Raw genomic sequence first — 15,874 nt, 5'->3', positions numbered from 1 at the left:
TCCGTCATACGAAGCCGCCTAGTGGGAATCGGGGTGGCCGAAAGTCCCGGGACCACCGTGAATGCCCGGCGCTTTTCAGGAGCGCGCCCACTAGAGAGTTTCGTACGTGACGTGGCTCCTATTGCGCGGCTCACATCGCGCGCCCTTTTCCCTGACAATCCGTCGGTCGCGGGTGACGCGGAGTGGGGAAATCCAGCGCTCAATCCGAGATGTCCGGTGGCGGTACCGGTCCGCGTTGCCGACGGTGGTGCCGGTCGCGGGCCGCGCGGTGGCCGCCCCGTGCGAGGCCCGGTGTGAGGCCGCGCCGATGTGTGCGGCGTGTAGTGCCCTTCTCGCCCTCCGTCCCGCTCTCGCGCATCACGCTCGCCCGCGTGCGAGATGCGCGCGCGGTGAAGAGAAGAGGGGTGATCTGCCGGGACTGTCCCCAACTATCCGTGTGGATCCCCGGAGTTGAGGTTGCCGGGAGGGTGCATGTTTCGGTTATGTTAGGTTAGCCTTACCTAAGTTAATGGGGGTGTTGAGGCGTGCTGGATTCCGAATTGCAGGGCAGGACCGCACTGGTGACCGGAGCGGGGCGCGGCATCGGCGCGGCGGTGGCCCGGCTGCTCGCGGAGCGCGGGGCGACGGTGCTGGCGACCGACCGCTCGGCCGACTTCGAGGACCCCGGCACCGCCGAGCGCACCGGCACCCTGTCCACCCGCCCCCTGGACGTGACCGACCCCGCCGCCGTCGACCTCCTCGTCGAGGAGGTGGTCACCGCCCACGGCCGCCTCGACATCCTGGTCAACGTCGCGGGAGTGCTGCGCCCGGCCCCGGTCGCCGAACTCAGCGACGAGGACTGGGCGTCGACCTTCGCCGTCAACAGCTCCGGGGTCTTCCACACCTGCCGCGCCGCCGCCCGCGTGATGACCGGGCAGGGGCGGGGCAGCATCATCACGGTCGGTTCCAACGCCGCGGGGGTACCGCGCACCAATATGGCCGCCTACGCCGCCTCCAAGGCGGCCGCCACCCATTTCACCCGCTGTCTCGGACTCGAACTCGCCCCGAGCGGGGTCCGCTGCAATGTGGTCTCGCCCGGTTCCACGGACACCGCCATGCAACGCCAGTTGTGGGCCACCCCCGACGCCCCCGAACGCGTCATAGCCGGTGACCCGGCGGCATACCGCACCGGAATTCCGCTCGGCCGTATCGCGGGCCCGGAGGACATCGCCGAAGCCGTGGCATTCCTGGCCTCCGACCGGGCCCGGCACATCACCCTGCACGACCTCTACGTGGACGGCGGAGCCACGCTCAAAGTCTGAATTGCCTCCAGCGCTTTCGCATACCCCCACACCGGTACCCATTGCGTGCCGCAGACTCCGGGAGAAGAACCAGTGACCGCGGTCCAAGACCTCCTCGGTACAGACGAGCCCAGATCCTCCACGGTCGGCGCCGCCACCGCGCTGCTCGACGCCTACCAGCCAGAGACGGACCACTTCCTCGCCTCGCCGACCAGGACCCTGCTCGGCCACGGCGTCCGCGCCCGGGTGCCGCACGACGCGCGCCCGCTCGCCGCCCGGGTCCGGGAGACCCTGGAGGCCACCGGCGACCCCGAGGCCCTGGTCCTCGGCGCGATCCCCTTCGACCAGTCGGGGCCGGTGACCCTGGCCGTGCCCGCCTCGGTGCGCCGGGCCGGAGCGCTCGGCACCGACCCGCTGCTCGGGCTGCCCGCCCCGGCCGCCCCGCCGGCCGGCTGGGAGCTGCGCCCGGTGCCCGAGCCGCCCGCCTACGCCGCCGCCGTGGCGGACGCGGTACGGCGCATGACCGCGGGGGAGTTGGACAAGGTCGTCCTCGCCAGGGCGCTCGATGTGCGCGGGGCCGGGCGGCCCGACGTCCCCGGCATGCTCCAGCGCCTCGCCCGCCGCGACCCGGGCGGCTACACCTTCGCGGTGCCCTCGGGCCCCGGCCGCACCCTGCTCGGGGCGAGCCCCGAACTCCTCCTGTCCCGGCGGGGGAAGCGGCTGGTGACCAACCCGCTGGCCGGTTCGGCGCCGCGCAGCGCGGACCTCGCCGAGGACGTCCGCCGGGCCGCCGCCCTCCTCGACTCCGCCAAGGACCTGCGCGAGCACGCCCTCGTGGTGGACGCCATCCGCGCCGCCCTCGCCCCCTTCTGCACCGGTCTCGACGTCCCCGAGCGGCCCACCCTGGTCCGTACCGCCGCCATGTGGCACCTGTCGAGCACGCTGACCGCCACCCTCGCCGACGACTCGCTCAGCGCCCTCGACCTGGCCTGCGCCCTGCACCCCACCCCGGCGGTCTGCGGCGCCCCCACCCGGCTGGCCCGCGAGGTCATCCGCGAGCTCGAACCCTTCGACCGGGGCCTGTACACCGGCATCGTCGGCTGGGGCGACGCCCGGGGCGACGGCGAGTGGGTCGTCACCATCCGCTGCGCCGAGGCGGGCGCCGAGGGGCTCAGGCTCTTCGCGGGCGCGGGGGTCGTCGCCGACTCCTCCCCGCAGGCCGAGACCGAGGAGACCGAGGCCAAGTTCGGCACCTTCCTGCACGCCCTGGGAGCCTCCCTGTGAGCACCGACGCACCCCGGAGCGCCGACGCGCCGCCGAGCACCGCGGCGACCGCGGGCGCCGACGCCCCCACCTGGCCCCCGGAGTTCGCCGCCCGCTACCGCGCCGCGGGCCACTGGCGCGGTGAGACCTTCGGCGCGATGCTCCGCGAGCGGGCGGCGGCGCACCCGGACCGGATCGCCGTCGTCGACCCGGCGGGTGCCGGACGCCGCTGGACCTACCGGGAGCTCGACCGCCGCGCCGACCGGCTCGCCGCGGGCTTCGCCGCACGCGGCATCGCCAAGGGCGACCGCGTGGTGGTCCAACTCCCCAACACCGCCGAGTTCTTCGAGGTGGTCTTCGCGCTCTTCCGGCTCGGCGCGCTGCCCGTCTTCGCGCTGCCCGCGCACCGCGAGGCCGAGATCGCCTACTTCTGCTCCTTCAGCGAGGCCGTCGCCTACATCCACCCCGGGGTGCACGAGGGCTTCGACTACGGGGCCCTGGCCACCCGGGTGCGCCCCGAAGCCCCCACCCTGCGCCAGGTGTTCGTCTCCGGCGGCGAGCCGGGCGAGCACACCCCGCTGCGGGCGGTACCGGCGGCGCCCGTCGCGCTGGACGGCCCAAAGGCCTCGGACCTCGCCTTCCTCCAGCTGTCCGGCGGCAGCACCGGCGTGCCCAAGCTCATCCCGCGCACCCACGACGACTACCTCTACTCGCTGCGCCGCTCCAACGAGATCTGCGAGGTCGACCAGGACAGCGTCTACCTGGTGGTGCTGCCCGCCGCCCACAACTTCCCGCTCAGCTCGCCCGGTTCGCTCGGCGCGCTCTGCGCGGGCGGCCGGGTGGTGCTCTGCCCGCGCCCCGACCCGGAGACCGCCTTCCCGCTGATCGCCCGGGAGGGCGTGACGATCACCGGCCTGGTGCCCCCGCTCGCCCTGGTGTGGACCGAGGCCGCCGCCTCCGACCGGTACGACCTCAGCAGCCTCGACGTCCTCCTGGTCGGCGGCGCCAAGTTCAGCGAGGAGGCGGCCCGGCGGGTCACCCCCGCCCTCGGCTGCCGGCTCCAGCAGGTCTTCGGCATGGCCGAGGGGCTGGTCAACTACACCCGGCTCGACGACGACATCGAGACCATCGTGACCACCCAGGGGCTGCCCCTCTCCGCCGACGACGAGATCCGCGTCGTCGACGACCACGACAACGAACTCCCCGCGGGCGAGACCGGCCATCTGCTGACCCGGGGCCCGTACACGATCCGCGGCTACTGGCGGGCCCCCGAGCACAACGCCCGCTCCTTCACCGGGGACGGCTTCTACCGCACCGGCGACCTGGTGCGGATGACCCGCACCGGGCACCTGGTGGTCGAGGGGCGCGCCAAGGACCAGATCAACCGCGGCGGCGAGAAGATCGCGGCCGAGGAGGTGGAGAACGTCCTGCTCGCCCACCCGGCCGTCTTCGACGTCTCGGTGGTGGCCGTGCCCGACGCCTACCTCGGCGAACGCACCTGCGCCTACGTCATCCTGCGCCAGGGCGCCGAGGCACGGCCCGCGGCGCTCAGGCGCTTCGTACGGGAGCGGGGCCTCGCCGCCTACAAGGTCCCCGACCGGGTGGTCTTCGTGGCGGAGTTCCCGCAGACCGGCGTCGGCAAGATCAGCAAGAAGCACCAGCGGCAGACCGCGGCGCTCCCCACTCCCCGCTGAAAGGCCCGCACATGGCGCTGCCCGCCATCTCCCCCTACCCCATGCCCGGCGAGGACGCGCTCCCCGCCAACCGCGTCGACTGGACCCCGGACTTCTCCCGGGCCGCGGTCCTCGTCCACGATCTGCAGAACTACTTCCTGGGCGCCTTCACCCCAGGAGCCTCCCCGCGCACCGAACTGCTCGCCAACACCGCCCGGCTCACCGAGGAGGCGCGGCGCCGCGGCGCGCCCGTCTTCTACTCCGCGCAGCCCGGCGGCCAGAGCCCCGCCGAACGCGGCCTCCAGCAGGACTTCTGGGGCCCCGGACTCCCCGACGACCCCCAACTCGCCGCGATAGCCGAGGAGGTGGCCCCGCGGGAGGGGGACACCGTGCTCCCCAAGTGGAAGTACAGCGCCTTCGTCCGCTCGCCCTTCGCCGAGCAGCTGCGCGCCGCCGGGCGCGACCAGCTGATCGTCTGCGGGGTGTACGCGCACATCGGCGTCCTGATGACGGCCGCCGACGCCTGGATGCGCGACATCGAGGCCTTCGTGGTCGCCGACGCCGTCGCCGACTTCAGCGAGCGCGAGCACCACGAGGCGCTGCGCTGGGCGGCCGGCCGCTGCGCCGTCGTCACCACCACCGACCGAATCCTCACGAAGGACTGAACCGTGGCCCTGACCCTGCGGCAGATACGCGAAGACCTGGCGGACGTGCTCGACGAGGACGCCGAGGAGATCCCGGTCGACGAGAACCTGGTCGACCACGGCCTCGACTCGGTGCGCCTGATGAGCCTCGTGGAGCGCTGGCGCCGCGAACACGGCACCGAGGTGGCCTTCGTGGACCTCGCCGAACGCCCCGCCATCGAGGCCTGGTTGCCCCTGCTCGGAGCCGAGGGGTGACCACCTTCGCCCCGGCGACCCCCGCGGTGCGCGGGCTGCCGCTCACCGCCGCCCAGCGCGGCATGTGGTACGCCCAGGCCCTCGATCCGCTCAGCCCGGCGCAGAACACCGCCGAGTACCTGGAGATCCACGGCCCGGTGGACCCGCGGCTGTTCACCGAGGCGCTGCACCGCACCACCGGCGAGGCCGACGCCCTGCGCATGCGGATCGCCGACACCCCCGAGGGGCCCCGGCAGTACCCCGTCGGCATCGAGGCGCCGGGCCGCGGCTTCCCGCTGTACGCGGACGATCTGCGCCACCACCCGGACCCCGGGGCGGCGGCCCTGGCCTGGATGGAGCGGGACCTCGCCCGCCCCTTCGAGCTGAGCACCGGACCCCTCTTCCAGCACGCCCTGCTGCGCGTCGGCGACGCCCGCTGGCTCTGGTACCGGCGCGTCCACCACCTGGTGATGGACGGCTTCGGCCACGCGCTCCTGGCCCGCCGCACCGCCGAGGTCTACACCGCGCTCGCCGCGGGCGGGGACCCGGGACCGAGCCCCTTCGGCCGCTTCGCCGACCTGGTCGCCGAGGACCTCCGCTACCGCTCGGGCGAGCAGTGCGCCCGCGACCGCGCCCACTGGCACCGGGTCCTGGACGGCTGCCGGGGCGCCGCCACCCCGGCCGGCCGGGGCGCGCCCGCCTCCCGCACCCTCCTGCGCCGCACCGCCCGGCTCCCGGCCGGGACCGCGGCCGGGATCCGCGAACTCGCCGCCGCGCTGCGCGCCACCTGGCCGGACGTGCTCATAGCGGCCCAGGCCCTGTACACCGCCCGCGCCTCGGGTGCCGCCGACGTGGTGATCGGGGTGCCGCTGACGGGACGGACGGGGACCTCCGCGCTGCGGGTCCCCGGCATGGCCGCCAACGTGGTGCCGCTGCGCCTGAGCGTGCGCCCCGAGGGCACCTTCGCGGAGCTGACCCGGCAGGTCGTCCTCGGCATCCGGGCCGCGCGCCCGCACCAGCGCTACCGCTCCGAGGACCTGCGCCGGGAACTGGGCCTGCTCGGCGGCGGCCGGGCCCTGCTCGGTCCGCTGGTCGACATCATGCCCTTCGCCTACGGACTCTCCTTCGCCGGAGCCCCCTCCACCCCGCACAACCTCTCCGCGGGCCCGGTCGAGGACCTCACCGTCCACGTCCACGCCGACGGCAGCGGACTGCGGGTGGACCACGACGCCAACCCCGCGCGGTACGGACCGGACGAGCTCGCGGCCCACCAGACGCGCCTGCTCGCCCTCCTGGAACGGCTCGTGCGCAGCGACCCGGGGGCCCCGCTGGCCGCCTGCCGGATCACGACCGGGCCCGAACTGCACCTGGTGACCGAGGAGTTCAACGACACCGCCCGCAAGCTGCCCGCCACCACGCTGATCGGCGCCGTGGAGGCCCAGGTCCTGCGCACCCCACACGCCCCGGCGCTCACCGGGGCCGGTGCCACCCTCAGCTACGCCGAACTCGACACCGCCGCCAACCAGTTGGCCCGGCACCTGGTCGCCGAGGGCCTCGGCCCCGGCCGCCTCGCCGCCCTCGCCCTGCCGCGCTCCCCGCGGCTGGTCGTGGCCCTCCTCGCGGTGCTCAAGGCGGGCGGCGCCTGTCTGCCGCTCGACCCCGGACACCCGCCGGACCGGCTCGCCCACCTGCTCAAGGACTGCGCGCCGCACTGCCTGCTCACCGACTCGGACTCGTCCGCCGCACTGCCGGAGACGGGGACCCCGCGGCTGCTGCTCGACCGCATCGACGTACGGGAGCAGCCGCGGGTGCCGCCGGCCCGCGCCCTGACGCCCCGTCACCCCGCCTACGTACTGCACACCTCGGGCTCCACCGGCCGCCCCGAGGGCGTCGTCGTCGCGCACCGCGCGGCCGACAACCGGTTGCGGTGGATGCAGGACGCCTTCCCGATCGGCCCCGGGGACCGGGTACTTCAGAAATCGCCGCTCGGATTCGACGTCTGCGTAGGGGAGTTGCTCTGGCCGCTGCGCACCGGCGCCACGCTCGTGCTCACCGGCCCCGAGGAGCACCGGGACCCCGCGGCCCTGGCCCGCGCCATCCGCGAACTCGACGTCACCGTCTGCCACTTCGTGCCCTCGCAGCTCCGGGAGTTCCTCGCCGAACCGGCCGCCCGCGACTGCCGGGGACTGCGGCACGTCTTCAGCAGCGGGGAGGCGCTGACCCGGCGATGCGTCCGTGACGTCCACCGCCTGCTGCCCGGGGCGCGGCTGCACCACCTCTACGGTCCCACCGAGGCCGCCGACGTCACCCGGCACTCCTGCCCGCCCGGGGCCGAGGGCCCGGTGCCGCTCGGGCGGCCGGTCTGGAACACCCGGCTGTACGTGCTCGACGCCGGGCTGGGGCCCTGCCCGCCCGGTGTCGCCGGTGAACTCTTCCTCGCCGGGGCGCAGTTGGCCGACGGCTACCTCGCCAGGCCCGCCCTGACCGCCACCCGCTTCCTCGCCGACCCGTACGGTCCGCCCGGCTCCCGGATGTACCGCACCGGCGATCTGGCCCGCTGGCGGCCGAAGGGCGACCTCGACTTCCTCGGCCGCACCGACGACCAGGTCACGCTGCACGGAGTGCGCCTGGAACCCGGGGAGATCGAGGACTGCCTGCGGGCGCACCGCTCGGTCGCCGCCGCCTGCGTGGTGCTGCGCGAGGACCGGCCCGGCGAACGGCGCCTCACCGCCTATGTCACCGCCCGCGAAGGCGCCGCCCCCGACCCGGGGGCCCTGCGCGCGCACACCGCCTCCGCCCTGCCCGCGGCCCTCGTCCCCTCGGCCTTCGTCGTCCTCGACGCCCTCCCGCTCGGCCCCTCCGGCAAGGCGGACCGTACGGCCCTGCCCGCGCCCGCCACCGCAGCCGGGCAGGGCGGGCGCGCCCCGCGCACCCCCGCCGAGGAGACCCTCACCCGGCTCTTCGCCGAAACGCTCGGCGTCCCCCGAGTCGACCCCGAGGCCGACTTCTTCCTCCTCGGCGGCACCTCCCTGCTCGCCGCCCGGCTGATGTCCCGGGCCCGCGAGGCCCTCGGCACCGACACCCCCCTCGGCGCCCTGTTCCGCGCCCCGACCCCGGCGGGCCTCGCCGCGTGGATCACCGGCGGCAGCGGGGAGCAGAGCGCCACCGCGCACAGCACGACCGAGGGAGAACCGCCGATGACCGGTCCCTCGGGCGTGTCCTAGGCAGGTCCGAAGTCCCGCCGTTCGCCCGGCGGGCGGGTCCCGCGACGCCGGTGCGGTGCGCGTCCGTGCCAGGCCTCGCGGGGCGGGCGGGGCTTCCCGGACCGGGCCTCGGCCCAGGCCGCCCCGTCCGGCGGGGAACCGTCCCGGAGTCACGGCCGGGGCACCCGGGCGCGGCGCCCGGGCGGCACACCGCGCCCGTCCCCCTGGTCACGCAGGGGACGGGCGCGGCGGTGTCCGCGGGTGTTCGTGGGTGTCTGCGGGCGGGCTGCGGGCGCGGCCCTCACCGCTCGCGCGGGCTCCTCACCGTGCGGCCAGCGGGGTGCCGATGCCGGAGAAGGCCTCGGCGAGCGCCTCGGGCCAGGGCCGCAGCGGAGCGAGACCGGCGGCGGCCCAACGGCCGTGCCCGAGCACGCTGTTGGCCGGGCGCGGGGCGACCCGGTCCAGGTCCTCGCTGCTGAGCGGCCGGACCAGGGCGGGGTCCGCCCCGGCCAGCCGGTAGATCTCGCGGGCGAACTCGTACCAGGTGGTGCGCCCGGCCGAGGTGGCGTGGAAGATCCCCGCCGCCCGGCTCACCTGGATCTCGCCCAGCGCGTAGAGGCGCTCGGAGACATCGCGGGCCCAGGTCGGCTGGCCGTGCTGGTCGTCGACGACGCGGACCGTCTCGCCCGCGGCGGCCTTCTCCTTCATGGTGGCGACGAAGTTCGGGCCGTGGGCGCCGTACAGCCAGGCGGTGCGCACCACCGTGCCGCTGTGCGGGAGTTCGGCGAGTACCGCCTGCTCCCCGGCGAGCTTGCTGCGGCCGTACGCGGTGCGGGGTACGGGCCGCGCGTCCTCGGGCCAGGGGGCTTCGGCCTGCCCGTCGAAGACGTAGTCCGTCGACAGGTGGAGCAGCCGGGCGCCGGTCGCGGCGCAGGCCTGGGCCAGCCTGCGGACCGCGTCCCCGTTCACCCGCAGCGCCGCCGCCTCGCTGGACTCGGCGCCGTCCACGTCCGTATAGGCCGCGCAGTTGACGACCACCCGGGGCCGGGCGCGCTCCATCGCCATCCGTACGGCGTAGCCGTCCGCCAGGTCGAGGTCGCCGTGGCTGAACGCCAGCACCGGCTGCCGCCGCGCGCGCAGCAGGGCGCACAGTTCGCTGCCGAGCATGCCGCCCGCCCCGGTCACCATCCATCCGTTCACCGCCACCACCTCCGGTTCTCGCGGTACCGGTCCTTCGTGCGGCCCGGCCCCCGGGTGGAGGAGTGCCGGAGCCGGTAACCGGGTTCCCCAGGGATCCTCGGGCAACGGGCCGCCTTCCGGGGCGCGGCGCCCCGGGCGCCCCCCGAACGGTCGCCGCGTTTGTGGCCGGTGCCGCAGCGCGGACGGAGGCGCGCGGGCCGTCCGCCCGGCGCCGAGCCGGGGAGAGGTCTGGCGAAGGGGGAGCCGGGCAGGCCCGGGCCCAGGGGCCGCGGGGTGCCGCGGCCGCGCTGTGCGGTCCTCCGGAGGGGGAAGGGAGATCCCGGATGCATGAACTTAGCTTAGGCTAAGCTAAGTTCCGTTCATTCCGAGGTGGTCCACCCCGACCCGGCGGCCCGCCTCAGGCGGTCGGCGCGCGCCGCCGCCGGACGAGTCATGACGGCAAGTCATCCAGGAAAGCGGGGATTCATGCGCGTTCTGTCCGCCGGACCGCCCTCTTTCGGGCCGCTGCGCCCGAGCAGGCCACGCGCGGGTGCGCAGGCGCGAGCGCGGGCGGCCCGGGCTCAGGCGCCGCGAGCGCAGGCGACGCGGGCACGGACGACGCGGACGGGAGCGACCCCCGCGGGTCCCGGCCGCCCGGCGGCGACCGCCCGCCCCGCCGCCGTCCCCGCGATCGGCCACCCCGCCACCACGACAACTCGCCCCGCCCCCGCGCCCGTCCGCCCGGCCCGCGCCCGTGTCCAGGGTGCGCCGCGATGAACGAGGCCACGCTGATGACGCCGCAGCAGTCGGAGCAGCCGGAGCTGTCGGAGCAGGCCGAGGACATCCGGCCGCTGCCCGCCACCGGGCCCTGTGTCGAGCGCCTCGCGGCGCGGCTCGCGGGCACCGCGGGGTCCGAACGCGAGGCCGTCCTGGAGGAGTTCTGGGCGGGGGTCGCCCGCGGCGGCACCCCGCTGGTCGAGGAGGTCCCGGGCGAGGCCGGAAGCGGCCACCGGGTGGTGACCTTCCTGTGGCGCGGCCACCACGCGACCCGGCAGGTACTGCTGGTCGCCAACCGCCTCGTCGACCGCTCGAACCTCACCCGCTCCCTCCTCCACCGGCTCTCCGACACCGATGTCTGGCACCTCTCGTACCGGCTGCGCGCCGACCACCGCGGCTCGTACAAGATGGCCGCCGACATCTCCACCGGACCGCTGCCCGAGGACCCGGTCCGGCTCCAGCAGCGGCTGCACGCGCTGATGCCGCACGCCGCCTCCGACCCCCTCAACCGCCGTCCGATGCCCAGCCGTTGGGGAGCCTCGGACAGTTCGGTCTACGCGCTCCCGGACGCCCCGGAGCAGCCCTGGGCCCAGCGCAGGACCGGACTGCCCGCGGGCGAGCTGGCCCGGCACCGCTTCACCAGCGCGGCCCTCGGCGGCGACCGCGACGTCTGGGTCTATCTGCCGCCGGAAGGGCCCGCTCCCGAGTCCGGACGGCGCGAGCAGCCCGAACTGCCGGTGCTGCTGCTCGCGGACGGGGACATGTGGTTCGGCCGGCTCGGCTTCCGGCACACCCTGGACGCGCTCATCGCCGACGGGGCGCTGCCGCCGCTCGCGGTGCTCTCCCCGGACGCGGTGGACAACGCCACCCGCTGGCAGGACCTGGGCGCCCGGGAGCCCTTCGTCTCCTTCCTCGCCGACGAACTGCTGCCCTGGGCCGCCGGCCGCTGGCCCCTGACGACCGACCCGGCGCGGACCGCCGTCTGCGGGCAGAGCCTCGGCGCGATGACCGCGCTCTACGCCGCCCACATCCGGCCCGAGCGCTTCGGCCGGGTCCTCGCGCAGTCCAGCTCGCTGTGGTGGCGGCCCGGACTCGCGCCCGGCGTCCCCAAGACCGTGCAGGGCACGGTGCCCTGGCTGGTCACGCAGTTCCACGAGGCCGCCCCGCGCCCCGTCACCGTCCATCTCGACGTCGGCCTGCACGAGGGCGCCATGGTCCTCTACAGCAGGGCCCTGTACGAGGTGCTGCGCGCCCGCGGCCACCAGGTCTCGCTGAACGAGTACAACGGCGGCCATGACTACGCCTGCTGGCGCGGCGCGCTCGCGGACGGCCTCGTCCGGCTCCTCGGGGGCCCCGGCTGACCCGTGGGCGGCCGACGTGGGGCCGCCCTCGACCACCTCACCGCCGAACTGGCAGCATGAACGACCCCGGCCTGGTGCGGGGAGAAGAGAGCGAGAACATGGTGAACAAACCCGGAGTGTCCCGCCGCGGGATACTCGCCTCCGCGGCGGCCCTCGCGCTGGCCGCACCGCTGACCGCCTGCGGCGGCGACGCGGACGAGGACTCCACCGAGGGCGGTGCGAAGTCCGGCGGCAAGGGCCCCTGGACCTTCAAGGACGACCGCGGCCGGAAGGTCAGCCTCGACTCACGGCCCCGGACCCTGGTCGCCTTCGTGAGCACGGCCGCCGCACTGTACGACTACGGCGTCGAGGTCAAGGGCATCTTCGGTCCCAGCAAGCCGGTGGACGGCAAGCCCAACCCGCAGGCGGGCAGGCTGCCGCTCTCGAAACTGACCAGCCTCGGCACCGAGTTCGGGCAGTTCAGCATCGAGAAGTACGCGGCCCTCGGGCCCGACCTGCTGATCAGCAACATGTTCCCGCCGCCCGATCTGTGGTTCGTCCCCGAGGAGAGCCGCAAGAAGATCGAGTCGCTGGCGAAGACCGTGGGCATCAGCGTCGCCCACACCTCGCTGCTCCAGCCGCTGCGGCGCACCGCCGAACTCGCCGAGAGCCTGGGCGCCGACCTCAAGGCGCCCGAGGTGGTGAAGGCCAAGAAGGACTTCGACAAGGCTGTCGAGGAACTGCGCGCCGCCGCCCGCGACAACGGCGGGATCAAGGTCCTCGCGATGACCGGCGACGACCAGCAGATGTACGTGGCCGTCCCCGACTCCTACTGCGATCTGCACTTCTTCAAGGAGCTGGGGATCGAGTTCGTCGAGGGCAAGAAGAGCGACGAATGGGGCTTCTGGGAGTTCCTCAGCTGGGAGAACGCCGACAAGTACCACGCGGACCTGATCATGATCGACAACAGGTCGAACGCCCAGTCCCCGGAGGAGCTCAAGCGCCACAAGACCTGGCTCCAACTGCCCGCGGTCAAGGCCGGCCAGACGGTGCCCTGGGCCATGGAGGAGCGCTACAGCTACCTCGGCTACACGCCCGTACTGAAGTCGCTCACCGAGGCGATCCGCAAGGCGAAGAAGCTCAAGGGCTGAGGCGGGGGAGCGGGTTCGAGGACCGGTTTTGAGGACCGAGTCCGAGGGTCGGGTTCGAGGAGCGGGTCCGAAGACCGAGTCCGAAGACGGCGTTCGTGGACTGCGGTCCGAGGCGGAGATCAAGGACTGAGACGGTCGGCCGCGGGTTCCGGGAGCGGGCGCTCGGGACCGTCGCCGCGTGAGAGCCGGGGAGCGGGCAAGAGCCGGGGAGCCCGCGCCCCGGCTCTTGTCCGCTCCCTGCCGCCCTGCCCCCTTCCCGCTTCTCTGCGCCCGGTTGTCGGCAGGGCGGGCCGTGCGTCCATTTACCGGTCCACCATGCGGGCACCGCGTTGACCTGCATTCCGGCCGGCGGTTAGGTTGCGCGCCATGCACCGTTCCGCGCTTCTGACGTCCCGAGGTCATGTCGACCTCAAGCGCGTCTGCTCGGCGGCGTGTCAGCGCGGCTGACCCCCGTCGTTCAGCGTGGACCGGCAGCGCGCGGCGGCTCCTGACGCGGCCCCGGTGAACCGGGCGCGTACGGGCGCCCCTCTCCCTGTCCCTCCCGCAGGTCGCGGCCCCGGCCGCGTGGCTCCCGGTGTCCGGGGGCCGTCACCGGAGCAGTCACCAGCCGTGGGGCGGGTGGCGCGGCTCCGGCCAACTCGCCGCCCAGGCAGGGAAGTCCCGTGGAAACACCGTCCGTGAGCCGACCGCGCCCGGTCCGCCGCTCCGAGATCCCCGCCGCACCGGTCCGGCGGTCCTCGGGCATCGCCGCCGTGCTCGGCGCGGTCCTCGACCACCAGCCCGTCGCCCGCAGCACGGTCGCCCGGCTGACCGGCCTGTCCCCGGCCGCCGTGAGCGGCCACTGCAACCGGCTCCTCGCCCGCGGACTGCTGCGTGAACGCCCGCAGACCACCGGGCCCAAGGGACTCGGCCGCCCGCATGTCCCGCTGGAGATCGACACCCGGCGCTATCTGGTGGCGGGCGCGCACATCGCGGTCGCCCACTCCACGGTCTCCCTGATGGACCTCACCGGCCGCATCGTGGCGGAGGACCGGCGCCCGCACCGTGACACCGAACCGTCCCGGATACTGGACGACCTCGCCGCCCGGCTCCCCGCCCTGCGGCGCGCCCACTGCGCCGGACGCGAGGTGCTCGCCCTCGGCGTAGCCACCGGCCACCGCGTCGACCCGGCCTCCGGCACGGTGGTGGAGCACCCCCAACTCGGCTGGCGGGACGTAGGAGTACGCGGCCATCTCGCCGCCGCCACCGGTCTCCCGGTCCATGTCGACAGCCACTCCCGGGCGCTGGCCAGGGCCGAGCAGCTCTTCGGCGAGGTGTCCACCCGGACCAGTACGGTGCTGCTCTTCGTCGGCGCCGTGGTGGACGCCGCCTTCGTGACCCAGGGCGCGGTCCACCTCGGCCCGCACTCCGGGGCGGGCAGCGTGGCCCACCTTCCGCTCGGCACGGAGGAGGCGGGGGAGCCCGGACTCCTCGCCGGGCCGGGACCGGGCGAGGACACCGGAGGCCCCCCGTGCTCCTGCGGTCGCCCCGACTGCCTCCAGTCGCAGGTCTCCGAACTCGTGATGGTGCGGCAGGCAGCGCAACTCGGCCTGAACCTCGGCACGTTCCGGGAACTCCTCGGGCTCGCCCTCGCCGGGGAGCCGCGCGCGGTGGCCCTCTTCCGCCGCCGGGCACGGCTCGTGGGCCGGGCCGCCGCCCTGCTCCTCGACATGTTCGACCCGGAGGTCCTGGTCGTGGTCGAGGCCGGGTCGAGCCGGGAACCCGCCCTGCTCGCCGAACTCAGGGAGGAGGTCGCGGCCCGCTCCTGGGTGTGCGAGGACCCCGCCCGCGCCGTGGTGCCCGGCAGCTTCACCGGCACCGTCCTCGCCACGGCGGGCGCCGCGGTGGCACTCGGCGCCCTCTACGCCGACCCGCTCGGACCCTGGCCGGCCCTCTCCGCGGCTTCCTGAACAGCGGCCGCGGCGGGCCGACTTAATTCAGTGAGTTGCATTGTTGACCCGCCTCGGAGAAGAACGAGAAGATGGATTCATGAGCAGCCGACAGCGAGTGGAAAAGAGCACGCCCCACCGGGCGCCGCGCTGTCCCGGCGTTCTCCCGCTCGACCCGCCGGAATTCTGTCGCCACTCCTGTCCGGGTACGCGATAACCCTTTCCCGGCAGGGTTCTTGAGCCTCCGGGAGTCTTCCGTATCACCTTCGCGGTTGCCCGCGTATGAGGGCGCGTCCGCAGGTGTACGAGTATCCGAGGCGCCGTGCATTCCCGTTCTCCGGGCGGCTCTTGACGACCGCGCGGCGGACGTGCGGACGACGGTTCCGGTCCTTCGGCGGTCAGCTCCTCGCGACGCGCGGCCCCAGGCTCACCGCATTCCTGTGCCTTCCCCGCCAAATCCCTGCGGCTTCCCCGCCAAGCCCTGAATCCGCTCGGCGGTGACATCCCTTTCCCCAGGTGTTGCCCCCCACCGCCCTGGGCCCCGTACCCCTCGACTCCGTACGCCTCCGCGCCCCGTCTCCGTACCCCCGCATGCCCGCATGCGCCCCGCCCCCGCCCCCGCCGCACACCGCGCCCCGCCCTCCCAGGAGGAGAACATGACCCTCACCGCCGCCTCTCCCGTGCACACCGGTGTCGCTCCCGACCGCTTCCGGCAGGCCTTCGGCCGCTATCCGGCCGGGGTCGTCGTGATCACCGCCGACGCGGGCAGCGGGCCGGTCGGCTTCACCGCGACCTCGCTCACCTCGCTCTCGCTGACCCCGCCGCTCGCCTCCTTCGGTATCGCCACCGGCTCCTCGTCCTGGCCGCACATCGAGCGGGCCGAGACCGCGGTCGTCAACTTCCTGGCGGCCGAACAGCAGGACGTGGCACGGCGGTTCGCCACCAGCGGCATCGACCGCTTCGCCGCGCCGACCGCCTGGCGGCGGCTCGACGGGGGCGCCCCGGTGCTCGACGGGTCCGCCGGATGGCTGCGGCTCGCCGTGGAGCAGCTGGTGCCCGCGGGCGACCACCGCCTCGTCATCGGCCGGGTCGAGGAGGTGGACCTCGACGAGAGCCGCACTCCGCTCCTTTTCCACAACGGCGGCTATCTGCCGCTCTGAGCGCACCGCCCCTCCGACCCGCACTCCTTTCCGTTCCCCTCT

11 protein-coding genes are annotated in these 15,874 nt (G+C 74.6%); 10 read left to right on the top strand and 1 reads right to left on the bottom strand.

Translation table 11 applies throughout. From position 1 onward, the window contains the following. Nucleotides 1–524: 524 nt before the first annotated feature. The 6 genes from dhbA (at nt 525) to HFV08_RS24305 (ending at nt 8,318) form a co-directional block, all read left to right on the top strand. Nucleotides 525–1,301 (top strand): 2,3-dihydro-2,3-dihydroxybenzoate dehydrogenase, encoded by a 777-nt coding sequence (gene dhbA / locus HFV08_RS24330; RefSeq protein WP_168542452.1) that lies wholly within the window; start codon nt 525–527, stop codon nt 1,299–1,301. 72 nt (nt 1,302–1,373) lie between these two features. Further along, the gene (locus HFV08_RS24325) at nt 1,374–2,564 is read left to right on the top strand and encodes an isochorismate synthase (RefSeq protein WP_168542450.1); all 1,191 of its coding nucleotides are present in this window, start codon (nt 1,374–1,376) and stop codon (nt 2,562–2,564) included. Next, nucleotides 2,561–4,237, top strand: a complete 1,677-nt coding sequence (locus HFV08_RS24320) for a (2,3-dihydroxybenzoyl)adenylate synthase (protein WP_168542448.1) — start codon at nt 2,561–2,563, stop codon at nt 4,235–4,237. Before HFV08_RS24325 ends, HFV08_RS24320 begins: the two co-directional genes overlap by 4 nt. Nucleotides 4,238–4,248: 11 nt before the next feature. Beyond that, on the top strand, nt 4,249–4,881 hold the full coding sequence (locus tag HFV08_RS24315; RefSeq protein ID WP_168542446.1) for an isochorismatase family protein: 633 nt from the start codon (nt 4,249–4,251) through the stop codon (nt 4,879–4,881). Between the two features lie 3 nt (nt 4,882–4,884). Next, complete coding sequence (locus HFV08_RS31875) at nt 4,885–5,115, top strand: phosphopantetheine-binding protein (protein WP_168542444.1); 231 nt, start codon at nt 4,885–4,887, stop codon at nt 5,113–5,115. Then, on the top strand, nt 5,112–8,318 hold the full coding sequence (locus HFV08_RS24305) for a non-ribosomal peptide synthetase (RefSeq protein WP_312885807.1): 3,207 nt from the start codon (nt 5,112–5,114) through the stop codon (nt 8,316–8,318). The genes HFV08_RS31875 and HFV08_RS24305 overlap by 4 nt, the downstream gene beginning before the upstream one ends. Nucleotides 8,319–8,618: 300 nt before the next feature. Here the strand turns inward: HFV08_RS24305 and rfbD are convergent, their stop codons facing one another. Continuing rightward, the gene (rfbD, locus tag HFV08_RS24300; RefSeq protein ID WP_168542442.1) at nt 8,619–9,497 is read right to left on the bottom strand and encodes a dTDP-4-dehydrorhamnose reductase; all 879 of its coding nucleotides are present in this window, start codon (nt 9,495–9,497) and stop codon (nt 8,619–8,621) included. Between the two features lie 752 nt (nt 9,498–10,249). On the opposite strand from rfbD, the gene fes reads away from it, so the two are divergent. The 4 genes from fes to HFV08_RS24280 all read left to right on the top strand — a co-directional run bounded on the left by fes (nt 10,250) and on the right by HFV08_RS24280 (nt 15,832). Next, the gene (gene fes / locus HFV08_RS24295; protein ID WP_246341979.1) at nt 10,250–11,614 is read left to right on the top strand and encodes an enterochelin esterase; all 1,365 of its coding nucleotides are present in this window, start codon (nt 10,250–10,252) and stop codon (nt 11,612–11,614) included. 56 nt (nt 11,615–11,670) lie between these two features. After that, entirely contained in the window at nt 11,671–12,744 is a 1,074-nt protein-coding gene (locus HFV08_RS24290; protein ID WP_281373542.1) for an ABC transporter substrate-binding protein, read from the top strand. 677 nt (nt 12,745–13,421) lie between these two features. Further along, a complete protein-coding gene (locus HFV08_RS24285) occupies nt 13,422–14,693 on the top strand; it encodes an ROK family transcriptional regulator (protein ID WP_312885806.1) in 1,272 nt (423 codons plus the stop codon). 635 nt (nt 14,694–15,328) lie between these two features. Next, the gene (locus tag HFV08_RS24280; protein WP_168542464.1) at nt 15,329–15,832 is read left to right on the top strand and encodes a flavin reductase family protein; all 504 of its coding nucleotides are present in this window, start codon (nt 15,329–15,331) and stop codon (nt 15,830–15,832) included. Nucleotides 15,833–15,874: the final 42 nt, after the last annotated feature.

The sequence above is a fragment of the Streptomyces physcomitrii genome (assembly GCF_012273655.1).
Lineage (GTDB): Bacteria > Actinomycetota > Actinomycetes > Streptomycetales > Streptomycetaceae > Streptomyces > Streptomyces physcomitrii.
This window is presented reverse-complemented; position numbering and strand designations above follow the sequence as displayed.